We start from the raw sequence: 24,221 nt of genomic DNA, 5'->3' as shown, positions 1-24,221 counted from the left end.
CAGGCATTTTCAGGCCGGCAGTGACGCGCCCCAGTCCGCCACCTGGCGGGCGCTGATGCTGACGCCGCCGCACACCACGATCACCACGTCCCGCGCCGCGGCGATGGCCGGGTGATCGAGGTAGGCCACCGCCAGCGAGACGCCGCAGGCCGGCTCCACCAACTGGCGCAGATCGTCGGCATAACGCACCACGCCGAGGATCGCCTCGGCATCCGACAACACCAGCGACTGATGGGCAAAAGCCTGGATCTGCTGCAACGGCCAGGCCGCCACCTGGGCCGCGCCGAGGGAACTGGCGACGGTGTCGATCTTCGCCAATTTGACCGGGTGCCCGGCCGCCAGCCCCGCGGCAAAGGAAGCGCTGCCGGTGGTTTCACAGGCGATGATCCGGCAGTCCTGGCACTGGTGGCGCAGCAGGCCGGTGAGGATGCCGGCCAGCAAGCCTCCGCCGCCCACCGACGTCACTATCGTGTCGACCTGCGGACAGTCTTCGAGGATTTCATCGACCATGCTGCTGTGCCCTTGCCACAGCACCGGGTGGTCGAAGGCCGGCACGTATTCGCTGTCGGCAGCGCTGCTCAGTTGCAGCGCGCGTTCGTTGGCCTGGTCCCAGACCTGGCCATGCACCAGCACCTCGGCGCCGGTCCGGGCGATGCGTTCGCGGGTGATTTGCGAGGTGGTCTGCGGCACCACGATGCAGGCTTGCAGGCCAAGGCTGGCCGCCGCCATCGCCGTGGCCAGCCCGGCATTGCCGCCGGACGGACAGACCACGCGGCGCTTGCCCTGCCGCGCCGCCTGGGTACAGAGCAGGCCCAGGCCGCGCATCTTGAACGAGCCACTGGGTTGCAGGTTTTCCAGCTTGAGCCAGATACGCCGGGTGGCCGTGGACAACCCGGAATGCAGGATCAGGGGGGTGCGGATATGCAGCATCATGGACTCCTTGGATGAAGACGGGCGTCTTGCAACCCTAGATGCTCAGGCCAGCCTATGCCGCCTCCCCCTGGCCGCTCGCCGGTCAGCGAATCGGCGGTATGCGGATATCGCCTTGGCGGCACTGGGTGCGCACGCCCTTGCCACAGGCGCCGAACCCCAGGTTCTTGTCCAGGCAGACCCGCACTTCGGAGAGTTCCGGGCCGCTGCACAACACCGCTACGCCTTTCTCCGGAATGCCCGGGTTGGCCTGGCGGAACAATTGCTCGATCTCCCGGGCCTCGAAGTAATGCACGGTGGTCGAAGGTTCCAGCACCTCGGGAATCTTCACCTTGCCCAGGGCCTGGTCGGAGGTCTCCAGGTAGCCCATGGCGCCCAGCCCGCTGCAGGTGCCGTGCTTGCTCCATTCGTGCTCCATCAGCTTGGCGGTGGGGAACAGGGTCAGGCCCTTGGCCCGCTCTTCGGCGTTCAACTGCGTCAAGGGCGGGCAGGACTGCGGCCAGCCACCCTTGGCGTATTGCGGCCACAGGCCGTGCAGGACAAAACCGTAACCCTTGCCGGAGCACTGCTCGTTTTCCGGATGGGTCAGGCAAAAGGTCGGCGACCAGGACAGCGACAGCAGGTAGTAGTCGAACACCCCGGCGACCGAGTCGCGCTGCTGTCGCGCCTCCCGTGCCTGGCTGACCCCGACGGTGCAGATCATCAGCGCGGCCAGTGCCGCGGTTGCAAACAGTTTTCTCATAGACCCTCTCCTTGGGATGGGGCAGTGGGTGAACGGCCCCGTAGTGACCTGGCCGGTAGCGGCCAGACACCCTTCTTGGCACGGGGCTGTTGCAGGAAGATGACAGGCCGCCTCCCCCACGGGAGAAGCCGGCCGATACTAGCGAAGCGTTGTAGCAGACAGATCGGGTTGGCGCCATGGCCGACAGATTACGAACCGGTCATGGACTCGCGGTGAATACTAGCCTCTGTAGGAGCGAAGCTTGCTCGCGAGGCGTCGTATCAGGCACACCGCGTTACCCCAATCGCCGGCAATCGAGCGTCGACCGGCCGCTCCTACAGAAGCATCTGCGGGGTGAACGAAATAACGACCATCGGCGCCAAGTGCGCAAGATCGTTCAAGCCATTTCCGTCGCGGGCTGGCACAGTCGGTTCCCGTTCCTTGATTGCAGGCTGTCATGTCCAGCGTTCTTCTTCCCCGCACCGCGTTCCTGCGCGGCGCCGTTGCCATCCTGCCGCTGTCCCTGGCCACCGCGCCCTGGGGGCTGCTGGCGGGTTCCATGGCCATCGAGGCCAACCTCACGCCCCTGCAAGGCCAGGGCTTGTCGAGCATCGTCTTCGCCGGCGCCGCGCAACTGGTGGCGATCGGCATGCTCAAGGGCGGCGCGGGGATTTTCTCGATCCTGCTCACCACCCTGCTGCTGACCTCCCAGCACCTGCTGTACGGCATGAGCATGCGTTCGGTGATTTCGCCGCTACCAGGACGCTGGCGGGTCGGCCTGGGGTTCCTGCTCACCGATGAGCTGTTTGCCCTGACCAGCCAGCACGACAAGCAGCAGTTCGACCGCTGGTACGCCCTCGGCGTGGGCCTGACCTTCTACATCGCCTGGAACCTGTTCACCCTGGCCGGCATCGTCCTCGGGCGCGCTATTCCCGGGCTCGAACACCTGGGCCTGGACTTCTCCATCGCCGCCACCTTTATCGCCCTGATCACGCCGCTGGTGCGCAACGTGCCGACCGTGGTCTGCGTGGCCGTATCGCTGTTCTGCTCGGTACTGTTCAGCTACTGGCAATGGGGCTCGGCCCTGGTGCTGTCGGGCCTGATGGGCATGACCGCGGGTTTTCTCTGCAACAAGTTCTACCGGGAGCGCACATGATGGTCTGGGCAGTGATTTTCGGCATGGGCTTGCTGGTATTTCTCAACCGCTATGTGTTTCTCGAACCGCGCCTGCCGGTACGCCTGAGCAGCAACGCCCGGCAATTCCTCGGTTTCGCCGTACCGGGCATGCTCACCGCGATCTGCGGACCGATCGTGTTCATGCCCGAGCACCAGCTGAACCTGGCCTACGACAACCCGTACCTGATCAGCTCGCTGGTGGCCATCGTGCTGGTGATCTACACCCGCAACACCCTGGTCAGCATGCTGCTGAGCATGGCGTTCTTTTTCCTGCTGCGGTGGTGGTTGTAGGGACTCGCGGTGTGCCTGACGCATCGCTTCGCGCGCAAGCTGCGCTCCTACGGAAGCGGAAGCCGGCGTCCGCCGCCGCTTCGGCTTCTGTAGCGATGGCGGCGACGCGGTGTAACTGAACACACCGCCTCGCAAACCACCGACCGCTGACTCCCCCATTTAAGACGCCTTGGCTTCGCGCAACAGCTGCTGGATCACCTGCTCCTGCGTCTCGTAACTGCCTTCGCCGAAGTGGCTGTAGCGCACCTGGCCGCGGGCGTCGACAAAATAGTGGGCCGGCCAGTACTGGTTGTCGAAGGCACGCCAGATCGCGTAGTTGTTGTCGATGGCCACCGGGTAGCCGATGTCCAGCTTGCGCACCTGGGCCTTGACGTTGTCGATGACCTTTTCAAAGGCGTATTCCGGGGTGTGCACGCCGATCACCACCAGCCCGTCCTTGGCGTACTTTTTCGCCCAGGCGTTCACATACGGCAGGCTGCGCTTGCAGTTGATGCAGTCGTAGGTCCAGAAGTCCACCAGCACCACCTTGCCGCGCAAGGCCTCGGCGTCCAGCGGCGGCGAATTCAACCATTGCACCGCGCCACTCAGCGAAGGCATCGGGCCCTTGCTCGGCAGCGTCTCGGCGGGTGCCGCGCCAGCCTTGTCGATCAGGTAGTCCAGGGCCTTGGGCACGCTCTTCAGCAGGCCTTGCTCGAGGGCCGCGCCGCCTTGGGACGAGGTGCTGGCCAGCAGGCGGTCGTCCACCCCGCTGCCGATCGCCACGGCCGCCAGCAACGCCAGGTAACCGGCGGCGCGGCGCAGCCAGGCGGTGGCCGGCAGGGACGGCCTGAGCCGGTTGACCAGCCCTCTTCCGGCAAAGATCAGCACCCCCAGGGACAGGGCACTGCCCAGGCCGTAGGCCAGCAGCAACAGGCTGGTCTGGGCGCTCGCCCCTTGCAGCATGGCGCCGGTCAGGATCACCCCGAGAATCGGCCCGGCACAGGGCGCCCAGAGCAGACCGGTGGCCACCCCCAGCAACAGCGCCGCCAAGGGCCCGGAGAACTTGCGCGCCCGATCGAGGCGCAGGCTGTCCAGGCGATTGCCCAGGTTGACCCAGGGCCGCGCCAGCCAGTTGCCGAAGCGGGTAAAGATCAGCGACAGCGCGAACAGCCCCAGCACAATCAGCGCCAGCTGGCGCCCGATGCCGTTGGCCCGGACGATCCAGTCGCTGCCGACCACCGCCAGGCTCGACACCAGGGCAAAGGTCAGCGCCATGCCGCCGAGGGTCAGCAGCACCGAGCCGCGCGAGCGGTCGGCCCGGGCGAACAGGAACGGCACCACCGGAAGGATGCAGGGGCTGAGGATGGTCAGGACCCCGCCGAGAAACGCTATGAGCAACATGGCATCACCTGTGATCGGTCAATGTCCCGCCCGCCATCGATGGCGGGCGTATCCAGGGGTGGCAGGCCGGGTTCAGGCCTGATTGTCGGCGCGCATCCCTTGCGGGGTGCGCTCGTAGCCGCCTTCGGCGAGCAACGGCGCCGCTCGCTCTGGCTGGCCGCCCTGGCTCAAGGGCGCGAGCTGGAAGCAGGTCGTGCAGGACGCATCGGCGGCGCTGGCATCCACGGCCACGCCGGCCAGGGCCAAGGTCAGGGAAAGCAGGCAGGTTTTCAGGGTGTTCATGGGCTGATCCTCATGTTCAACAGGGACTACATGACAAGTGAGTGCACTCAGTTGCCGTCGTTACAGTTGTTGGCGAACTTGCGGTAATCCAGGGCCTGGGTGCGGCCCTGGGAATCGAGGTAAGTCATGCGGGCATTGACCACGCCGCAGCTCGGCTCGGCGTCTTCGGTCATCGACAAGACTTTCTGGATATCCAGTTGGGTGCCATAGCTGTAGGTCCGGGCCTGTACCGTGCCTTCGGCGCGGGCCGACAGGGTGCAGATATTCAGGGCGGCGAACAGGCAGGCGGCGTAGAGGGCAGTGCGTTGCATGATGGTTTCCTCGGGCGACAATGGGTTTTGGCAGCGAGGCCAGTGGCTGTGCCTCGATGGAGCCCATTGAATGCGCGCAAGGTATCGCGCCTGTGTCGGCAAACCGCCCTTGCGGTGTCCCTGCGTATCCACGCCGCCGGGGGATACACAGCGATACAAAGGCGTCGGAAAAACCCTGTTTTGCATCGCCGTGTATTCAGCCAGACGCCAGATACACTGCAATACAAAGCGCCGCAGGCAGGCCCGCCCGGGCCCTATAGACTAGGCAGCACGACCCTATACAGAGGCAGCCCCATGGATCATGTCGATCACGTATTGATAGTCGATGACGACCGCGAGATCAGAGAGCTGGTAGGCAACTACCTGAAAAAGAACGGCCTGCGCACCACGGTAGTGGCTGACGGCAGGCAGATGCGCAGCTTCCTGGAAACCACCCCGGTGGACCTGATCGTGCTCGACATCATGCTGCCCGGCGACGACGGCCTGCTGCTGTGCCGCGAGCTGCGCGCCGGCAAGCACAAGGCCACGCCGGTGCTGATGCTCACCGCGCGCAACGACGAGACCGACCGCATCATCGGCCTGGAGATGGGCGCCGACGACTACCTGGTCAAGCCCTTCGCCGCCCGCGAGCTGCTGGCGCGGATCAATGCCGTGCTGCGTCGCACGCGCATGCTGCCGCCGAACCTGGTGGTCACCGAGAGCGGCCGCCTGCTGGGCTTCGGCCGCTGGCGCCTGGACACCACCGCGCGCCACCTGCTGGACCAGGACGGCACCCTGGTCGCCCTGAGCGGCGCCGAATACCGGCTGCTGCGGGTGTTCCTCGACCACCCGCAACGGGTGCTCAACCGCGACCAGTTGCTCAACCTGACCCAGGGCCGCGACGCCGACCTGTTCGACCGCTCCATCGACCTGCTGGTCAGCCGCCTGCGCCAGCGCCTGCTGGACGACGCCCGCGAACCGGCCTACATCAAGACCGTGCGCAGCGAGGGTTATGTGTTCTCGCTGCCGGTGGAGATCCTCGAGGCCGCGTCATGAAGCTTGCGTTGCACTGGCCGCGCACCCTCGCCTCGCGACTGTCGCTGATTTTCCTGATCGGCCTGGCACTGGCCCAGGGCCTGTCGTTCGCTGCGCAGTCCTACGAGCGCTACCAGAGCGCGAAGATGACCATGCTCGGCAACCTGGAAAGCGACGTCGCCACCTCCATCGCCATCCTCGACCGCCTGCCCGCCGCCGAGCGCCCCGCCTGGCTGCCGCGCCTGCAGCGGCGCAACTATGGCTACCTGCTCAATGCCGGCGAACCCGGCCAGCCCATGGACAGCGCCGATGTACCGGTCTCGGTGAACTCGATCAAGAGCGCCATTGGCAGCGACTACCGCCTGACATTCAACACCATCCCCGGACCGCGCCAGCATTATCAGGCCCACCTGCAACTGGCCGACGGCAGCCCGCTGACCATCGACGTGCGCCCGGCGCTGACGCCGATGTCGCCCTGGCTGCCGGCGGTGCTGTTGGGGCAGTTGCTGGTGCTGATCCTCTGCGCCTGGCTGGCAGTACGTATCGCCGTGCGCCCGCTGACCCGGCTGGCCCAGGCGGTGGACAGCCTCGACCCCAACACCCACGGCGTGCACCTGGACGAAAAAGGCCCGATCGAAGTGGTGCACGCGGCCAAGGCCTTCAATGCCCTGCAGGCGCGGATCGGCGCCTACCTCAAGGAACGCATGCAACTGCTGGCGGCGATCTCCCATGACCTGCAGACGCCGATCACCCGCATGAAACTGCGCGCCGAGTTCATGGACGATTCCGCCGAGAAGGACAAGCTGTGGAACGACCTGAGCGAAATGGAGCATCTGGTGCGCGAAGGCGTGGCCTATGCCCGCAGCATCCATGGCGCCACCGAGGCCAGTTGCCGCATCGACCTGGACGCGTTTCTCGACAGCCTGGTGTTCGACTACCAGGACACCGGCCAGGACGTCGAGCTGGCCGGCAAGAACGGCGCACTGATCGACACCCGCCCCCACGCCCTGCGCCGGGTGCTGGTGAACCTGGTGGACAACGCGCTGAAGTTCTCTGGCGCGGCGCGGATCGAGGTCCAGGCCGAAGCGGGCGATCGCCTGTCGGTCAAGGTCCTGGACCGCGGCCCGGGGATCAGCGAAGAGCAACTGGCCGAAGTGCTCAAGCCGTTCTATCGGGTGGAAAGCTCGCGCAATCGCGACACCGGCGGCACCGGCCTGGGGCTGGCCATCGCCCAGCAACTGGCGGTGGCCCTGGGTGGTTCGCTGCGCCTGAGCAATCGCCAGGGCGGCGGCCTGTGCGCGGAGCTGATCCTGGTCAGCAACAAGGCCAGCCTCTGAGCGCCTCGCTACACAGGCATACATAACCGCCCCTTGCCGACACAGCCGATATACACGGCCTTGCAAAACTCCTGGGACGCGCCGCAACAGCGGCGCCCAACCTCAAGGAGCCTCTCATGCCCACTCAAACCCTCCCCTTGCGTTTCCACGGCTGGCGGCTGTTCAGCCTGCTGGCCGCCGCCGTGCTGCTGATGACCGCGCTGATCCTGCTGCTCGGGCCGGACCTGGTCGAAGCCACCCGCAGCGCCATTCGCGCCACCGCACGCTCGTCCTTCGTGCTGTTTCTGCTGGCCTTCACTGCTTCGGCATTCGCCGTGCTGCTGCCCTCTCCCCTGAGCCAGACGCTGGTGCGCGAGCGCCGTTTCATCGGCCTGGCGTTCGCCTTCTCGCACCTGGTCCACGCGTTGCTGATCTACAGCTACGGGCAACTGAACCCGGAGTTCTGGCCCGGCCGCAGCCCCCTGGGCAACCTGCCCGGGTCCGTGGGTTACCTGTTTATCCTGCTGCTGACCCTGACCTCGTTCAAAGGCCCGGCCTCGCTGCTCAGCCGTGTCGCCTGGAAACGCCTGCACACCACCGGCATGTGGGTGATCGCAACGATATTCGCCTACTCCAACTTCAAACGCATTCCGCTGAGCGCCTGGTACCTGCTGCCCTTCGCCATCACCTGCTCGGCCATGGCGATCAACCTGCTGGGCAAGCTGGCCCAGGCCAACAAACGCCGGCAACGCCAGGCCCTGAGCCCGCGCTGAATTCAACCGCCCTGTAGGCGCTGCGATCGACGCCGCAGGCGGCGCCGCTTTTGTAATGCCCCCCACTTTGCACAGGAGATCCACCCCATGATCCTCACGCTTTCATCCGCCCTCGGCGGGCTGCAACGCCAGCTCAATCGCCTGTCCCCCTGGGTTGCGCTCCTCAGCCTGCGCCTGTTGCTGGCCTGGGAGTTCTTCGAGTCGGGCCTGGAAAAATGGCGCGGGGAAAACTGGTTCCAGCAGATCCAGTCCGCCTTCCCCTTTCCCTTCGACCAGTTGCCGGCGAGCCTGAACTGGCAGCTGTCGATGTGGGCCGAGCTGCTGTGCGCCCTGGCGCTGCTGCTGGGCCTGGGCACCCGCTGCGCCGCGCTGGTGCTGATTGTGGTCACGGTAGTCGCCACCGCCGCCGTGCACTGGCCGGCCGACTGGTCGAGCCTCAGTGAACTGGCCCAGGGTTACGCCATCAGCAACAAGGGCCACGGCAACTTCAAACTGCCGGTGATCTACCTGGCGGCGCTGCTGCCCCTGCTGTTCCAGGGCCCGGGCAAGCTCAGCCTGGATGCATTGATCGGACGCCTGCGCCACGGACGCTGATACCTCGGGGCAGAAAAAAGCCGCAGCTTGAGCTGCGGCTTTGGTGTTTCTGCGGAGTGGAAAGTTCGATAACAGACGCATATCCCTGTAGCCGCTGGCGCAGCCTGCGATCGGCTGCGCAGCAGACGCGAACCCAGGCAACGCGGTGTGCCAGGGAGAACGTGCAATCGGGTTTTACGACGGCTACGCCGCCGAGCGCAGGCTGCGCCAGCGGCTACATCGGGCCAATAACGGCTGGAGCCGGCATCTGTTCAAGCACGTATCGGATTGAACCGCCGATCGCTGCAAAGCAGCCGCAGCTGGCGCCGCGGCTTTGGCGTTTCTACGGCGGAAGTTCGATAACAGACGCATATCCCCGTAGCCGCTGGCGCAGCCTGCGCTCGGCTGCGCAGCAGACGCGAACCCAGGCAACGCGGTGTGCCAGGGACAACGTGCAATCGGGTTTTACGACGGCTACGCCGCCGAGCGCAGGCTGCGCCAGCGGCTACATCGGGCCGATAACACCTTGGTCGTGCAGCTGTCGCAGCAGGCTCTGGCCATTGGCGAGAAAGGTGTCGAGGTCGTCGATGCCCGCTTCCAGGGCCAGGCCTTGCAACTGGTCGCGACCGTGGAGTTGGGGGAACGCCTCGATACGCTCCAGCAGGCGCCAGGCCAGCGGGCTGAGTTCGCAGAAGCGCACCCGGTAGTCGGCATCGCGGCGGATCAGCAGCAAAGTCGGCTCAGCCCCGGGTTCGCTGGGACGCCAGGTCGGGCCCAGGCGCTGCACCGGCCAAGCGTAGGCCAGCGGCCAGGCCAGGGACGACAGGCGCAAGGGCTGGGTCAGCAGCCGTCGCGGGTCGCTGGCCGGCAGCGGTTCGGCCTCGGTCTGTTGCAGGGCCATTTCGATCCACTCGTAATGGCTCAGTTCGACCATGAAGGCCGGCCAACTGCCGTCCTGCAAACCGGCGGGCGTGGAAGCCATCCAGGCCACGAACTCGCCGGCGATCTCGCCGAACTTTGGCGTGGCACAGCGGTGCTCACGCAGGAAAACCCGCAGCAGCCGGCGCCATTCCGTCTCGCCGAGCACCGAACGCAGTACCGGAAAAGTACCGCTGAGCAACGACCGCAGGTTGTCGAACACCAGCTCGCGGTAAATCTCCACCCGCGCGCGGTCCATCCCGGCGGGCGGCGCCCGGTGCTCGGGGTCGCGCAGGTAGGCGGTCAGGGCCTGTTGCTGGGCGTCGAGGGCGATCATCGGCTTATCCATGGGCCAGCCTCCCCTGGGCCTGACAGGCGCTGGCCTGCAATTGGCGGATGCTGTCCAGCTCGCCCAGCAGCTCGGCGAATGGCGGGAAGTTGAAGTCCCGTTCCAGTAGCGTCGCCTGCACGCCGAACAACTCATAGGCCCGCGCCAGCAGCCCCCAGACTACCGGCTTGACCGGCGCGCCGTGGGTATCAATTTTCAGGCTTTCCGACTCGTCGTAATGCCCGGCCACATGCATCGCCACCACCCGCTCGGGCGGCAGGCCGGCAAGAAAGGCCTGGGGCTCGAACCCGTGGTTCACCGAGTTGACGTAGAGGTTGTTGACGTCCAGCAACAGATCGCAATCGGCTTCGGCCAGCACCGCGTTGGTGAAGGCCAGCTCGTCCATGTCCTGGCGCGGCGCGGCGTAGTACGAGACGTTCTCCACCGCCAGGCGCCGGCCCAGCACCTCCTGGGCCTGGCGGATGCGCGCCGCGACATGGCGCACCGCCTCTTCGGTGAACGGCAGCGGCAGCAGGTCGTAGAGGTGCCCGTCGTCGCCGCAGTAGCTCAGGTGTTCGCTGTACAGCGGCACATTAAAACGGTCGAGAAACTGCCGCACTTCCCGCAGGAACCCCAGGTCCAGCGGTGCCGGGCCGCCGAGGGACAACGACAGCCCGTGGCAGCTCAGCGGGTAACGCTCGGCCAGGACGCGCAACGCGGCGCCATGGGCACCGCCGATGCCGATCCAGTTTTCCGGCGCCAGTTCCAGAAAGTCAAAAGCGCCCGCAGGCGCCGTATGCAATGAGTCGAGCAAGGCTCGACGCAAGCCAAGCCCCACGGTTGCCGAAACGGGCAGCCGCGGAGCCTGGACAGATAACACGCTGTGAGAGGGTTGCATGGGCCAGTCTCCTGGTTGCCCCGGAAAAAACCGGGGGGCACCCGGGTGCCCCCCGCCACCGCCGATCAGGACTCGATCGCCGCACCGCACTTGCCTTCGCCACATTTGCCTTCGGCCGAACCGGCCTTGGCCGCCAGGTATTGCTTGGCCTCGCTCAGGCTGATGGCGCCATCGTGGTTGGCGTCGATCTTGTCGAACTCGGCGGCGCGCTCGGGGGCGGCGGCGATGAACTCCTCGCGGGAGACCTTGCCGTCGTGGTTAGTGTCGGTCTTGGCGAACTTGTCTTCGCCGCACTTGCCTTCGGTGGAGGTCTTGACCCCGTCGGCCGCGGCCAGGGTGTAGCCCTGGGACAGCTCGGTCATGCTCAGCGCCGAAGCGGCGGTGGACAGGCCCAGGCCGCCGACCAGTGCCAGGCCGAGCGCCACGTTGGAAACATTGGAGAGTTTGAACATGCTGATACCCCTTCGATGGATTGATTAACGGTTCCCGCCACCGACACCGAGAAGCTCGGTGCTGGCGGGTGGGCGTAGTTAATCCTCGGGGTGTATCCGGGTTGTGTGCGCAACCGGCGCCAGGACAAGCAGGTGTATCAGCACCGGGCCGATACACACTCCGATACAAGGCCGTCGGCCAGCCGGCCGGTTGAGCCCTGGCTCAACTGGCCGAAGTGCAACGCGGGATGTCCTGCAGCGAACGGTAGACCGGCAGGCCCAATTGCTCGCCCATGGCGACCAGGGCATCGGCACGGGCGCAGGCCCCGCCGATCCGCAGCAGCGCGTCGCAACGTTGCAACTGCTGCCGCGCACGCGCCTGGAACTCGTCGGCAGCGCTCGAAGCGTCCGCCGCCAACCCCAGCCACTGGCCGAACACGGGGCTGTGCCCGGCCTCGAACAACTGCGCGGCCCAGTCATCCAGGCTGGCGACCTGCTGCGCCAGCGCCGCCGCATCGTCGGTGGCCGAGTACCGGGGCGCGGCCACCAGGATCGTCAGGCGGCGCGGCGGCATCAGGCGCAGTTCCAGGTATTGCAGGAGCATGATGGTCTTGCCGTCGACGATCTCGCCGCTGCGCAACATGTCCAGCGCCTGCTGGTAACCCAGCTCCAGCACCTCGATGTCCTCGCCCTCTTCCTCCAGGCCGCCACCGTCGCCGATACGGTCGTCGGGGGAGTATTCGCCGATGAAAAAGTGGATGCGCTCGGTGACCGAGCCGGGGCTCATGAAGGCTTCATAGACCTTCTCCACCGCGCCGACGCGGTAGCCGGTTTCCTCTTCGGCTTCCAGGCGGATGCGTTCTTCCGGGCTGGCATTGTCCAGCAGGCCGGCGGCGGTCTCGATCAGGTAGCCGCTGTGCTCGTTGACGTAGGTCGGCATGCGGAACTGGCGGATCAGCAGCACCGTGCGCCGCTCGCGGTTGTACAGCAGGATGGTGGCGCCATTGCCGCGGTCGTAGACCTCGCGGGTCTGCGCCTGCCAGCTGCCGTCGCGGCGTTGCAGGTCGAAGCTGTATTTCTTCAGCAGGTACCAGTTGTCGGAGAGCATCTCCTCGGCAGTGATGCGCACGGGTGCGGCTTGCATGATCTTCCCCCTTGGCAATGGGCCGACATTCAACACGAGTGATGCACCAGATGTCGATCCCAACCCAGGCCGACCGTTGGCAGGCACCGGCCTGAACCTGCGCACAGCCCGGGCAGAAACGACAACGCCCCTCATGGGAGGGGCGTTGGCGATGACGCATTAAGTTCGCTTACACCTGGATCAGGTTGGCGATCTTCACGTCCGGATCGACATCGGCTTCGTAGTCGACGCCGTCGATCTCGAAGCCGAACAGGCGCAGGAATTCCTGCTTGTAGCCGGTGAAGTCGGTCAGCTGGTAGAGGTTTTCGCTGGTGACTTCATCCCACAGCTGCTTCACGCGGTCCTGGACGGCAGGTTCCAGTTCCTTGTAGTCGGCACGCAGGCGGCCTTCCTGGTCGATGATCGGGTTCGGGTTGTACAGGCTGTCCTTGTACAGACCGTAGACCTGCTCGATGCAGCCTTCGTGACTGCCCTGCTCTTTCATGACCTTGAACAGCAGCGACAGGTACAGCGGCATGATCGGGATCGCCGAGCTGGCCTGGGTCACCACGGCCTTGAGCACCGATACCCGCGCGTCGCCGCCCAGGTCCGACAGTTCCTTGCGGATGCCGATGACTTTCTGGTCCAGGTCCTTCTTGGCTTCGCCGATGGAACCGTTCCAGTAGATGTCGTGGGTCAGCTTCTCGCCCAGGTAGGTGAAGGCGGTGGTTTTAGCGCCTTCGGCCAGCACGCCGGCTTCGTGCAGCGCGTCGATCCACATCTGCCAGTCTTCGCCGCCCATCACGGCCACGGTGCCGTCGATTTCTTCCTGGGTGGCTGGCTGCAGGGTGGTTTCCTTAACGATTTCCTTGTCGGTGTCGACACCGCGCAGGGTCACCGATTTGCCCAGCGGCTTGAGGGTCGAGCTCAGGACTTCGCCGGTTTTCGGGTGGGTACGGCGCGGAGCGGCCAGGCTGTAGACCACCAGGTCGATCTTGCCCAGGTCGCGCTTGATGGTTTCGATGGTCTGGCGCTTGACTTCGTCGGAGAAGGCGTCGCCGTTGATGCTCTTGGCGTACAGGCCTTTTTCTTCGGCGAACTTGTGGAAGGCCGCGGTGTTGTACCAGCCGGCGGTGCCGAGCTTGCCGTCAACGCTGCCGCGCTCGAAGAACACACCCAGGGTGTTGGCGCCGCAACCGAAGGCGGCGGTGATACGTGCGGCCAGGCCGTAGCCGGTGGAAGCGCCGAGCACCAGTACGTTCTTTGGCCCAGCGTCGATGGTGCCTTGTTCGGTGACGTAGTCGATCTGTTGCTTGACGTTGGCTTCGCAACCGACCGGGTGGGTCGTCACACAGATAAAGCCGCGAACGCGGGGTTTGATGACCATACACAATCTCCCAATTTCAATATGCCAAGAGCCAATACGGGCTGCAGCAGCGTCACTTGTTCAAGTCGTAGACGCTCGGAACGTCCTCGCGTCACGCCTTGGGTTTTCAATGAGTGCAGATTTGCCCGCCAGCATAAGTTCATTCCGGGGTTTGGGCCAGAAAACGCTGAGATTGCTCCATGGCCTGTACAGCCTGGGAAAAGCGGCGGTCATTTGTTCAAGCGGTGGGCATCGTAGGCATCCAGGGCCTGATAGGCGGTATAGGTCGCCTGCGCCGCGACCAGACCGGCCAGGCCGAAGGTGGGCACCAGGCCGAACTGGCCAAAGCCCTGGGGAATCGGAATGGCCTTGGCGATGGCATCCGCCAGCACTTCCCCCGCCACCGTGGTCGGCGCCATGCCGTGACCGCCAAACCCCACGGCATGCCACACGCCGTTATCGTCCCGGCCGATCTGCGCCATCTGCTGGCGGCCGTAGCTCATCAGCCCGCCCCAGGAATACTCGATCTCGACGTCGGCCAGTTGCGGGTAGACCGTGATCAGGTCGGCTTTGAGCAAGCCGGCGATCGCCTGCGGGCCCCGATTGAGGATGGAAATACGCCCACCCCAGAGGATCCGGCTGTCCGCCAGCGGGCGGTAATAGTCGAAGGCAAAGCGGGTGTCGTAAATGGCCGACTCGCAGTTGATCGCTTCCTGCAAACGCTCGCCCAGGGGTTCGGTCGCCACCACATAGGTGGCAATCGGCAGCGTCGCTCGCTCCACCGGCCGGTACAGCCCACGGGCGTAACCACCCGCGGCGAACACCACCTGTTCGGCCAGGACTTCGCCGCCCGCGGTCCTGACCAGGTACTTGCCGCCCTGCCGCTCGATCGCCAGGGCCGCGGAGTGTTCGTGGATATCGATGCCATGCCCCGCCACAGCCGCCGCCACGCCATAGACATACTTGAGCGGGTGGAAGTGAAAGGCATTGCTCTCGAACAAGGCGCCGAAATAGCGCTCGGTCTTGAGCTTTTCGCGCAACTCGCCTGGCGCCACATACTGCCAGTCGACGCCGTAGACCTCCTTCATCAGTTGCCGAGGCTTTTCCAGGCGCGCCGGGTCGTTGAACCAGTTGGCCAGCAGCACGCCCCTGTCGGTCAGGTCGCACTGGATACCGTATTGCCGGACGCGCTGGCGGATCAGGTCGACCGCGTCGATGGTCAGCCGGTAGAGCCGCCGCGCTTCCTCCCGGCCCAGGGTCTTGAGCAGCTCGGCATTGCCCAGGCAGTAGCCGCCGAATACAAAACCGCCGTTGCGCCCCGAGGCGCCGTGCCCCACGGTGTGGGACTCCAGCACCACCACGTCGGTCACCCCGCGTTCGGCCAAACCCAGCGCCGTGGAAAGCCCGGCCAGCCCGCCGCCCAGAATGCACACCCGGGTCTCCACCCGGCCGCCGAGCGCCGGATAAGCGGTCTTTTCAACCGTGGCCTGGTAATAACTTTCGAGAAAATCCTGACTCATCACTTGGCTCCGACCTGGGTCATTCGCACAGGAAGACCCGCATTCTCATTCATAGCCGATTCCAGCGGCGGGCAAGTCTCGGACTTGTTGCGAATCATCGAAAAGCTCATGTCATCGAACCGAACGAACCTGGAACCACTGATGACTTTGTGCGCCAGCCAGATCGCCAGGAACAGCACCAGGCCAATATAGGTGGCGCTCAGCCCGGCCCAATCGATCGAGTCGCCGAGCAGGGCTTGATAGTTCTGCCCCAGGGTGACGAACAGGCACAGGACAAAGGCGAAAATCGGCCCGAACGGAAAGAACCGCGACACATAAGGCAAGTTGCCCAGGTCATGGCCCTGGCGCACATAACCGCGACGAAACCGATAGTGGCTGACCGCAATGCCCAGCCAGGCGATAAAGCCGAGCATGCCCGAGGTGTTGAGCAACCAGTTATAGATCTGCCCCGGGCTGAAGATGAAGGTCAGGAAGCACAAGGCCGCCACCGTGGCCGTGGCCAGCAGCGCCCACCGCGGGGTGCCGGATGCGCTCAAACGGGCGAAGATCGCCGGCGCCTTGCCCTCCAGGGCCAGGCTGTAGAGCATCCGCGAGGAGGCGTACATGCCGGAGTTCCCGGCGGACAGCACCGAGGTCAGGATCACCGCGTTCATCACCACGGCCGCGCCGAGCATGTCGGCCCGTTCGAAGATCAGGGTGAAGGGGCTGACACGGATATCGGACACCCCATTCCTCAACAGGCTCGGGTCGTTGTAAGGAATCAACAGGCCGATGATCAGGATGGTCAGCACGTAGAACAGCAGGATCCGCCAGAAGATCTGCCGCACCGCGCGCGGCACGTTTTTCCCGGGGTCCCGGGTCTCTCCGGCGGCGATGCCGACGAACTCGGTGCCCTGGAACGAAAACCCCACGATCATCGCCACCCCGACCAGGGCCCCCAGGCCGCCGACAATCGGCGCATCGCCAATCGACCAGAGCCTGGGGCCGGCATTTTCGCCGCCGCTGAGAATGCCGAACAACATCAGAATGCCCACCGTGACAAATAGCAGGATAGTGATGACTTTAATCAGGGCAAACCAATATTCGGACTCACCGAACAAGCGCACCGAGGCCATATTAAGTGCGGTGATGATCAATAGAAAACCCGCACTCCAGATATACCCCGGCACCTCCGGAAACCAATAAGCCATGATGATCTGCGCGGCCACCAGATCGACCGCAATGGTCACCGCCCAGGCATACCAGTAGTTCCAGCCCAGGGCGAAGCCGAAACTTTCATCGACATACTTCGAGGCATAAGTCGAGAACGAACCGGTGACCGGCATGCAGGACGCCAGTTCACCGAGGCTGGTCATCAGGAAGAACACCATGGCGCCGATGACCACAAAGGCCAGCAGCGCGCCGCCCGGCCCGGACTGGGCAATGGTCGAGCCCGAGGCGACGAACAGCCCGGTACCGATGCTGCCGCCAATGGCGATCATGCTCAGGTGCCGGGGCGTCAGGGTTCTTTTCAGTCCGCCGGCGCTTTTCTCGCTGTGAAAATCGCCGGTCAGGTCGCACGCACCCGGCACTTTTGTGGAGTCTGTCATGGATCACCTTTTTATTATATTTAAGCCACCGATGAGTTAACTCACGCGGTATGGCAGTGTCCCTGGAGTGTTTTTCCTCCCCACTAAAGCCCACAAAAATACCGCTGACAAATGATTTTCCCGAATCACATCAGTCCCATACGGAATACGCCAACAGTTACAAAACCCAATAAGCAGAAACACTAAATACCCACAACTAAACATCTAACAAACCGTCAGGTTTAATTGGTTTTCCACGGCATAAAACAGAAAATCCCTACATGCTAACAACTTGACTTAAAGAACAGAGTGTTTGAATGCCCACGCCCATGCCTGGCCCCGGGAAATGCCCGCAGCGGCCCTGGAAAGAAGGAAAAGAGAGGGTCGTGCACAGGCCCGTCGCGGTCCACTTCGCGTCCGCCTGGAGGGCGGCGCTGCCCCCCATCGACCGGCCGGCTAACTCTGCCAGCCCACAAACCACTGCCCGAACGCCCGGGCCGGCAATGGCGAGGAAAACAGCTGGCCCTGCCCCACGTCATAGCCCCGCGCCTGCAGGATGTCGCGCTGCGCGGGGTGTTCGATGCCCTCGGCGATGACCCGCAGGGACAGGCCCTTGCCGATGCCGATGACCGCCTCGCTCAAGGCGCGGCAGGAGGCGTCGTGCTCCAGCTCCTCGACGAAGCTCTGGTCCAGCTTCAGCTCGTTGATCGGCAAGCGCCGCAGATAGCCCAGGCTGGAATAGCCCGCGCCAAAGTTGTCGATGGCCAGGCGCACGCCCAGGGTATGCAGGTCCTGGAGGGTCTGTTCGGTGGTCGGGCTGCTGCACAGGAAAACGCCCTCCGTGACCTCCACGCACAGGTCCGCCGGCTGCAGGCCGCAACGCTGCAACTGGCGGGCGATCAGAGCCGCCAGGTTGAGGTTGTGGAAGTTGATCGGCGACAGGTTGACCGAGATGGACGGCACCCGGATTCCCGATCGACGCCAGCGCGCCAGTTGCTCGCAGGCTTCGCACAGCACCCACTGGCTGAGGTAGTTGATCAACCCGCACTCCTCGGCCAGCGCGATGAATTGCCCGGGCGCGATAGTGCCCAGGCTTGGATGCTCCCAGCGCGCCAGCGCCTCGACCCCGACCAGGCCGTTGCTGTGCAAGTCGATCTGCGGTTGATAGACCAGATGCAGGCCGTCGCTGGTCAGGGCCTGACGCAGCGCCGTCTCCAGCTGCAGGCGCTGCTGGGCGAGCTGGTCCATCTCCTCGAGGAAGAACCTGAAACCGCCGCGCTCGGTACGCTTGGCCTGGTACATGGCGATATCGGCGCAATGCAGCAGGCTTTCCATATCCTGGCCGTCGCTGGGGTACAGGCTGACGCCGACACTGGCCGAAGGCACCACGGCGGTCCCGGCAATATCGGCCGGGGCGCCCAGGGTCGGCATCAGGCGTTCGAGAAAGGTCGTGACCCGGCTGGCGTTCATCCGGGGCAGCACCAGCACGAACTCGTCGCTCGACAGCCGGCCGACGATGTCCGACTCGCGCAGCACGCTGCGCAGCCGTTGCGCCATGAGCTGCAGCAGCTCGTCGCCCGAGGCATGCCCCAGGGCCTCGTTGACCTGTTTGAAGCGGTCCAGGTCGACATACAACACCGCCAGTTCGCCCTGCTCCAGGGCCACCTCGGCAATGCTGCGGTTGGCCTCGGCCAGCAGGGAACTGCGATTGGGCAAGCCGGTCAGGGCATCGGACAAGGCCATGTGGCGGATCGACTGGCGCGCCTCCTCGCGCTCCAGGGCCAGCATGCACAGGTGGGTCCCGGTCATGATCAGATGGGCATGGGTGGTATCGGGCTTGCGGCTCTCGCGAAAGTACAGGGCAAAGGTCGCGCGCACCCTGCCGGCGCTGTTGCGCAGCGGGATCGACCAACAGGCCCGCACCCCGGCCTGCTGCGCCAGCAAACGGTAATCGGCCCACAGCGGATCGGTGTCGATATCGGTGACCAGCACCGGCTCGCCACGAAAGGCCGCGGTGCCACAGGAGCCGGCGGCGGGCCCGATCGGCAGCCCCTCCATGGCTTGGGAGTAGTCGGCCGGCAGGCCGGGACTGGCCAACGGGTGCAGCAACCCCTGCGGGTCCACGCCGAGGATCGAGACGATGACCTCCGGCGCCAGGCGCTCGATCTCCTGGCACAGCAGCGTCAACACGCGTGCCAGGGGCTGCTCTTGCAACAAGGCGCCGATGACCTTGTCCTGCAGCACTTCGGGCAGCCTGGAACGGGTGATGTCGGTGAACACGATGACGATGTTGCCGATCCGCCCGCGGGCGTCGAACACCGGCGCCGAGCAGACCTGCACCCACAGCCGCTGGCCGTTGCGCTTGCTGATCAGGCCGCAGGCTTCATGGGGCTGGCCACTGAGGATGCTCTCCAGTTGCAGCTCGTCGGCCCGGGCCTGCCCCGGGGTATCGGCGACGAAGAACACCTGCGGCGAGCGCTCCAGCAATTCCTCGCGGGAATACCCCAGCAAGCGCACCAGCCCGTCGTTGATGTAGATCAGCCGGCCGTCGGCGTCGACGATGCAGGTGGCCGAGCTGCTGGCATTGACCGACATCGACAGCAAGCGCTGCTCGATATCCTTCAGCCGCGTCTGGGTCACGTCCTTGAAAAAGGCGGCATACAAAATGCGCCCCTGCAGGGTGATCTTCGAGATCGCCATCGCGCCCCAGCGCTCTTCGCCATCCTTGCGCGTGATGCAGACATCGCGGCTGGTGCCGATGATCTTGTTGACCCCGGTCTCGCCGTCGTTTCGCGAGCGGATGGGGATCGGCACCAGCGTGCTGACGTCGCTGCCCAGCACCTCGCACCGTGGACAGCCCCAGAAACGTTCGGCCGCCGCGTTGAAGAACACCACCTGGTTGCGATCGTCGATGATCACCACGGCATCGTTGGCCTGTTCCAGGGTCTGCACGAAAAAGTCCGCCGCCTCTTCTCCGGTCGTTGACCCGACACTCATATCCATGGCCGCCACTGCATGCATGCCTTCACTGTCATCGTCCCTGATCACCGTGAAGCGCCATTAACCGCCCTCGAACTGGAGGGGCCCGTCCTCGAAGCAACACCCGACACGGCTCAGCAAGGCTGAGAAATACGTTTTTACCCGGGCGAGCAGGACATCAGGCCATAGGCGTGGACATGGATCTTTTAGGCCATCGACCTGAGATTAGAGAATAGCCGCGAAGTGACAGGGCCATGGAAAACCGTGCGAACGCCGGTCAGCCCGCCGGCCCTCGCCAAGGCCATGCAATCCGTAGTGTCCGCTTGTGGAGGGCACTTTAGTCACCGGGTTGTTCGATGTGCCAGATTTCAGGGCTTCACGAAGAGCCAGACCTGTTCATGAGACCACTGGACAGCAGATGAACTGCAACTGATGGACGCTCGACGGTTGCTGCCAGAATGCAGAAAAGGGGGCGGACGGCTTATAGGGTTATTTCGCCGAGCTATTTCAAGATTTTTTGCCGCTCGTGTTTTCGGTATGGGTGAAGTAGGGATTGTGGTTGGACCGTTTCCGGGATCGCTAAAAAGGATGTCGAGCCACACAGAAAAACATCAGGCTATTTGCGCAAACCGTCAGAAATGAAAGCCCATGCCTGGCAGCTTTCAAGAGCGGATATTTCCAATATCAACTCCCGAAAATGCCGATCGTTTAGCAGCTTACAATGAGTACCCAAACCGTCAGTGTCACCGCACAGCATAAGGACATCCCTTGCGAAGATTACTCCTCAGTAACAAAAAACTCCGAGGCATCCCCCGCCGTCTCCGCGCATTGGAGTACTGGGCCGCGGGCTTTAGCGGTGAGTTCTATCCTCACATTGATGAACGCCAGCGCTACACGCACTGGAAAATTCCAGTGCTCAATACCCTCGTTGAAGGTCCGCAGGCACGTATCGAATTGCAGGCGTTTTGCGTTCAGCAACTGCTCGAAGCAGCGAACCATCTTTCCCGCGCTGCGGATCGCAGCCAGGGCTACTACCGCGTCGCCTGCCTACTGGTATGGCCCTGGCTGCACCAAAGTGAAGTAACGGTGTTCTATGACCGTGAGTACTACCTGAGTTTTCTGGGGCAGCATAATTCGCTCGCTCCAATAAGCCTGAGCCACAAGCTTGCCCTGGATATACCCGAGTCATTCATCGAGCATGGGCATGATGTAACTCAAAGCGATGATGAGGTTGAAGTTCAGTGGTGGTGTATTGGGGAGCGTGCCTGATCAACGAAGTTCAGGAACAGGCCCTGGGTTGATAGTTGACCACTAGGCTAATAGCCAGCCTCAAATTGCTGAAAGCCCACGCGTTTGATGTAAATCCAAAAGTCATCCCCTGGCTCATGCAACGCCATGCAGACGCTGTGACTCATACACAGGTCGTCTTCATCGACCAGGGTTCGACCCCAATCAAAATCCGGGTTCTTGGAAATGGTATAGCCGGGGTAAGGTGAGTCGAGATCGAAGTGGATCGAGCACACATACAACGGAGACTCCCACGGCATATGAGTCTCATAAAGCCGCATCAACTCGGGCCTCTGCGTTTTACAGTGCTGCTCGGCAAACTTTAGGGCTTGGGGCAAATCAGTCCACGCGGCATTAACCACATGTTGCGCTTCGATAAACCTGGCATGGGGTAGCTCATCATCGTCATGTTGGACGTAAATTAACCGGCTCCCAAACTGGAACTCGCATTGCCAGACACCCGAGGGAATACGCCAATGGCCGATCATGGATTCGTTCAGTAGATTGATGTCCATTGCGGTCTACGCAGTTGGGGGGCTCAGGTTACCTGTCGGGCGTCTCTGAGAACACCTGTCCCTTAGAGCTGTCCGCCCAACATCCACAAGATCTGACCTGCAGAAATGGATCAAGGGCTGCAACTTTTCTAAGGGCTGCTCTCGGCCATAAGCAGCCGCTCGAAAGGTTAGCTTCCAGCCAGAAGCAAGCCTGTCACAAGATACTTTTTCCGATTTAAAACGGATGTTATAGACGAGCATATGCGAAGCATCGCTACTGAAAGCGGTGTAGCTGCTTAGCTATAAATTTTGGGAGCACCTATCTAGGTTGGTGATGACCTAAGCATGGCGCCAGGTAGGCATCGCTCATAATCCTAGAAACTCGCAGGGGAGAAGTTTTACCGGTCGTTTCAACTACATCGTGCGCGCCTTGACGGAAAGACAGGTAGATGCCAACTTAACATCAAAGTGAAAGGTCAAGGAGTGACGCGTGAAGATCACTATCAACGTGTTCCTGCTCAAAGAAGGGCGAACCTCCCTAGACGCACTTTCCGATGAGGTCAACTTGCGACCTATCGCTTTCTCACTGGGCGAGGTTGAGTGTCTCTTTTACTATCAGAAAAAACCCTCCCATCCGAAATGGACGCAACTGTTCGGCGCCATCCCAGAAGTGGCTGGTCTGGACCTTACCGGCAGATCGCTCAAAGCCCTCCTCGTCTTGACAGTCAACAGCAGAGTCTTTTGCTTCACTTTTGGCCACGCTAGGCACCTAATCGATCAACTGGCTGTTGAACGTTATTTCGGACTGCGCACGGCGCTTAGCTTGACTGATCCACTACTGATTAAGTCCGTCGAAAAGTCCAATATTGATCGCACACCGCTGCGCTCAAAGGCGCAGTCATCTAGGCTGCTGTCGATATCGGAGTTCGATTTTAAGTTCGACTCGGAGATTCTGAAATCGCTAACTGGCATCGTTGAGAACGACCAGGACGAGGGCGAGTACGTTAGCGGCTCTGACTCATTGGCGTTGCATTCCGATGTAAAACTCGAAGACCTCCCAGAGATCGCGCTTCGGCTTCTGACAGCGTACGAAGACGAGCATTGCAAGGAAAAATACCCTTGGATGGACTTCATCGTCCCAGTACGCGACTCTACTCTAATGGGGCAGCTGGATGGTCTTCTAGTGGATGCGATAAATACGGAGCAGTTCGACCGTGTCCGCGCGGCGTCACCCGAGCTACTTGGCAACAACATTAGCGGCTTCGGCTATGTAAAACACAGCGCCCGATCTCGCAACGGCCCGACGATTACATTCGATTTGGATCTGCGGCAGGCGCTACTCGCCAAACGCCTCCTGCGAGGTGTCACTCGCCAGGCGCTAGCGTCCGAACGTATCTACCTTTACGGTACAGATGAGCAACGACTTGCTGCGTGGCCTCTCTATGCGTGCCTTGAGGCGGAGATCGAACACGAAAGAAAAATCTATTTACTCAGCGAGGGTGATTGGTACCAGATTGACCGCGATTACACCGAGCAAGTGAACCGCTTTTTTGAAGCTGCAGTTCCCTGCAACCTGGTCTTTCCCCCGTACGGCACCGACCACGAGGGCGCTTACCTTAGACGCATCGCAGACAACATAAATTTTTATCTGCTGGATCAAAAGTTGGTGAGGTTGGCGGGTGCTGGTGGTCCCTTCGAATTTTGTGACCTTCTCACGCCGGACTATCACATCATCCACGTCAAGAAATATTCATCTTCGAGCGTGCTGAGCCATCTCTTTTCCCAAGCCTATGTATCTGCTGAAGCTCTGATCAACACCTCCGATGTCGTTACTCAAGTGAACGCCCATCTGGCGGAGTTAGGTAATTTTCAGTTCGCCTTCAACCCTGCCACGCAACCGCGTAACAGAATCGTGTTCGCTATCATGCAACCCAACGAGACGTTACACATGCCATTTTTTTCGAAAGTGAACTTCCGGCAGTTCGCACAACGGCTTGGTGCTATGGGTTATCAGGTTGAGGTTTGCAGAATCGGTAATTGACCTATTTGGCCGTGGCCAATTAGACCGGCCAGCCCATTTCAATGGGCGAGCAGTAATTCCCTTGGCCGAAAGGTCGTCGATTCTCAACGCCACACATATATGGACTCAGCATATCTCCCACGCCATCGAGAAGGAATTCTGTAATGAAAAGCATTCTCCCAAGAGTGTCCGCTCTGGGTGCTACCTCTCCCAACCGCTGGAGAAAGGCCAGAACCGGAAGCTCAGCAACATGAAACTCGCTGGAAAGCAGTGGATGCTCGCCCCAAAATGTCTTTTCAAGCATTTCTTTCTTACGTGGCAAACGTTCAAATAAAAAGCTACTATCAAGGCCGTTTGCTATCACGCCAGTGGTAGCCTTTAATTTATCTGAGGTCATGATGATATCAGAACTGCAACTGCAGAATTTCAAATCCATAAACATGGAAGATCCAATTCATTTAAACAACTTTTCATTGCTATGCGGATCTAATAGTAGTGGGAAGAGCTCATTGATACAGTCGA

Annotated in this window: 23 protein-coding genes and 1 pseudogene; 9 read left to right on the top strand and 15 right to left on the bottom strand. The window is 62.6% G+C overall.

Translation table 11 applies throughout. The annotated features are described in order from the left end of the window. Positions 1-9 precede the first annotated feature (9 nt). Positions 10-930 (bottom strand): pyridoxal-phosphate dependent enzyme, encoded by a 921-nt coding sequence (locus AC3RCP_RS14325; RefSeq protein WP_492570123.1) that lies wholly within the window; start codon positions 928-930, stop codon positions 10-12. Positions 931-1,015: 85 nt separating this feature from the next. Then, positions 1,016-1,672 (bottom strand): ribonuclease T2 family protein, encoded by a 657-nt coding sequence (locus AC3RCP_RS14320; protein WP_009043564.1) that lies wholly within the window; start codon positions 1,670-1,672, stop codon positions 1,016-1,018. 436 nt (positions 1,673-2,108) lie between these two features. Here AC3RCP_RS14320 and AC3RCP_RS14315 point away from each other — a divergent pair, with 436 nt between their 5' ends. Beyond that, positions 2,109-2,807, top strand: a complete 699-nt coding sequence (locus AC3RCP_RS14315) for an AzlC family ABC transporter permease (RefSeq protein WP_492570121.1) — start codon at positions 2,109-2,111, stop codon at positions 2,805-2,807. After that, on the top strand, positions 2,807-3,118 hold the full coding sequence (locus AC3RCP_RS14310; RefSeq protein ID WP_009043562.1) for an AzlD domain-containing protein: 312 nt from the start codon (positions 2,807-2,809) through the stop codon (positions 3,116-3,118). Before AC3RCP_RS14315 ends, AC3RCP_RS14310 begins: the two co-directional genes overlap by 1 nt. A gap of 159 nt (positions 3,119-3,277) precedes the next feature. Here AC3RCP_RS14310 and AC3RCP_RS14305 read toward each other — a convergent pair whose 3' ends face one another. The 3 genes from AC3RCP_RS14305 to AC3RCP_RS14295 all read right to left on the bottom strand — a co-directional run bounded on the left by AC3RCP_RS14305 (position 3,278) and on the right by AC3RCP_RS14295 (position 5,091). Continuing rightward, a complete protein-coding gene (locus AC3RCP_RS14305) occupies positions 3,278-4,498 on the bottom strand; it encodes a cytochrome c biogenesis protein DipZ (protein WP_492570119.1) in 1,221 nt (406 codons plus the stop codon). A 72-nt stretch (positions 4,499-4,570) separates the two neighbouring features. Then, entirely contained in the window at positions 4,571-4,780 is a 210-nt protein-coding gene (locus tag AC3RCP_RS14300) for a hypothetical protein (protein ID WP_101337756.1), read from the bottom strand. Positions 4,781-4,827: 47 nt separating this feature from the next. After that, positions 4,828-5,091, bottom strand: a complete 264-nt coding sequence (locus AC3RCP_RS14295) for a DUF2790 domain-containing protein (protein WP_101337755.1) — start codon at positions 5,089-5,091, stop codon at positions 4,828-4,830. Between the two features lie 294 nt (positions 5,092-5,385). On the opposite strand from AC3RCP_RS14295, the gene AC3RCP_RS14290 reads away from it, so the two are divergent. The 4 genes from AC3RCP_RS14290 to AC3RCP_RS14275 all read left to right on the top strand — a co-directional run bounded on the left by AC3RCP_RS14290 (position 5,386) and on the right by AC3RCP_RS14275 (position 8,788). Continuing rightward, a complete protein-coding gene (locus AC3RCP_RS14290; RefSeq protein ID WP_023968023.1) occupies positions 5,386-6,126 on the top strand; it encodes a response regulator in 741 nt (246 codons plus the stop codon). After that, positions 6,123-7,442 (top strand): ATP-binding protein, encoded by a 1,320-nt coding sequence (locus AC3RCP_RS14285; RefSeq protein ID WP_492570116.1) that lies wholly within the window; start codon positions 6,123-6,125, stop codon positions 7,440-7,442. The genes AC3RCP_RS14290 and AC3RCP_RS14285 overlap by 4 nt, the downstream gene beginning before the upstream one ends. Before the next feature lie 116 nt (positions 7,443-7,558). Next, the gene (locus AC3RCP_RS14280; RefSeq protein WP_492570114.1) at positions 7,559-8,194 is read left to right on the top strand and encodes a hypothetical protein; all 636 of its coding nucleotides are present in this window, start codon (positions 7,559-7,561) and stop codon (positions 8,192-8,194) included. An 87-nt stretch (positions 8,195-8,281) separates the two neighbouring features. Beyond that, complete coding sequence (locus AC3RCP_RS14275) at positions 8,282-8,788, top strand: HvfX family Cu-binding RiPP maturation protein (RefSeq protein ID WP_274306626.1); 507 nt, start codon at positions 8,282-8,284, stop codon at positions 8,786-8,788. A gap of 484 nt (positions 8,789-9,272) precedes the next feature. Here the strand turns inward: AC3RCP_RS14275 and AC3RCP_RS14270 are convergent, their stop codons facing one another. The 8 genes from AC3RCP_RS14270 to AC3RCP_RS14235 form a co-directional block, all read right to left on the bottom strand. After that, complete coding sequence (locus tag AC3RCP_RS14270; protein ID WP_492570112.1) at positions 9,273-10,034, bottom strand: HvfC family RiPP maturation protein; 762 nt, start codon at positions 10,032-10,034, stop codon at positions 9,273-9,275. Next, on the bottom strand, positions 10,027-10,911 hold the full coding sequence (locus tag AC3RCP_RS14265; RefSeq protein WP_492570111.1) for an HvfB family MNIO-type RiPP peptide maturase: 885 nt from the start codon (positions 10,909-10,911) through the stop codon (positions 10,027-10,029). The genes AC3RCP_RS14270 and AC3RCP_RS14265 overlap by 8 nt, the downstream gene beginning before the upstream one ends. 65 nt (positions 10,912-10,976) lie before the next feature. Beyond that, positions 10,977-11,363 carry an EF-hand domain-containing protein gene (locus AC3RCP_RS14260; protein ID WP_009048660.1) on the bottom strand — a complete coding sequence of 129 codons (387 nt, stop codon included), beginning with the start codon at positions 11,361-11,363 and terminating at the stop codon, positions 10,977-10,979. Between the two features lie 202 nt (positions 11,364-11,565). Then, entirely contained in the window at positions 11,566-12,486 is a 921-nt protein-coding gene (gene nudK, locus AC3RCP_RS14255) for a GDP-mannose pyrophosphatase NudK (RefSeq protein WP_492570110.1), read from the bottom strand. A 169-nt stretch (positions 12,487-12,655) separates the two neighbouring features. Further along, entirely contained in the window at positions 12,656-13,852 is a 1,197-nt protein-coding gene (gene fabV / locus AC3RCP_RS14250) for an enoyl-ACP reductase FabV (protein ID WP_007921004.1), read from the bottom strand. A 209-nt stretch (positions 13,853-14,061) separates the two neighbouring features. After that, the gene (locus AC3RCP_RS14245) at positions 14,062-15,351 is read right to left on the bottom strand and encodes an NAD(P)/FAD-dependent oxidoreductase (protein WP_492570108.1); all 1,290 of its coding nucleotides are present in this window, start codon (positions 15,349-15,351) and stop codon (positions 14,062-14,064) included. Then, on the bottom strand, positions 15,351-16,940 hold the full coding sequence (locus AC3RCP_RS14240; RefSeq protein WP_492570106.1) for an amino acid permease: 1,590 nt from the start codon (positions 16,938-16,940) through the stop codon (positions 15,351-15,353). Before AC3RCP_RS14240 ends, AC3RCP_RS14245 begins: the two co-directional genes overlap by 1 nt. Positions 16,941-17,375: 435 nt before the next feature. Next, positions 17,376-19,967 (bottom strand): EAL domain-containing protein, encoded by a 2,592-nt coding sequence (locus tag AC3RCP_RS14235; RefSeq protein ID WP_492570105.1) that lies wholly within the window; start codon positions 19,965-19,967, stop codon positions 17,376-17,378. Positions 19,968-20,666: 699 nt separating this feature from the next. On the opposite strand from AC3RCP_RS14235, the gene AC3RCP_RS14230 reads away from it, so the two are divergent. After that, a complete protein-coding gene (locus tag AC3RCP_RS14230) occupies positions 20,667-21,167 on the top strand; it encodes a DUF3916 domain-containing protein (RefSeq protein ID WP_028682184.1) in 501 nt (166 codons plus the stop codon). A 47-nt stretch (positions 21,168-21,214) separates the two neighbouring features. Here AC3RCP_RS14230 and AC3RCP_RS14225 read toward each other — a convergent pair whose 3' ends face one another. Then, a complete protein-coding gene (locus tag AC3RCP_RS14225) occupies positions 21,215-21,700 on the bottom strand; it encodes a hypothetical protein (protein WP_492570103.1) in 486 nt (161 codons plus the stop codon). A gap of 469 nt (positions 21,701-22,169) precedes the next feature. On the opposite strand from AC3RCP_RS14225, the gene AC3RCP_RS14220 reads away from it, so the two are divergent. Further along, complete coding sequence (locus AC3RCP_RS14220; RefSeq protein ID WP_492570101.1) at positions 22,170-23,720, top strand: TIGR04141 family sporadically distributed protein; 1,551 nt, start codon at positions 22,170-22,172, stop codon at positions 23,718-23,720. 19 nt (positions 23,721-23,739) lie between these two features. Here the strand turns inward: AC3RCP_RS14220 and AC3RCP_RS14215 are convergent, their stop codons facing one another. Beyond that, positions 23,740-24,141 (bottom strand): hypothetical protein, encoded by a 402-nt coding sequence (locus AC3RCP_RS14215; protein WP_492570481.1) that lies wholly within the window; start codon positions 24,139-24,141, stop codon positions 23,740-23,742. On the opposite strand from AC3RCP_RS14215, the pseudogene AC3RCP_RS14210 reads away from it, so the two are divergent. After that, positions 24,095-24,220 (top strand): annotated as a pseudogene (locus AC3RCP_RS14210) (AAA family ATPase); the annotation flags it as partial. The gene AC3RCP_RS14215 and the pseudogene AC3RCP_RS14210 overlap by 47 nt on opposite strands. Position 24,221: the final 1 nt, after the last annotated feature.

The sequence above is a fragment of the Pseudomonas sp. GW822-FHT05A08 genome, assembly GCF_058800485.1.
Note: the sequence above shows the minus strand (reverse complement) of the source record. Positions and strands in the feature narration are given on the sequence as shown.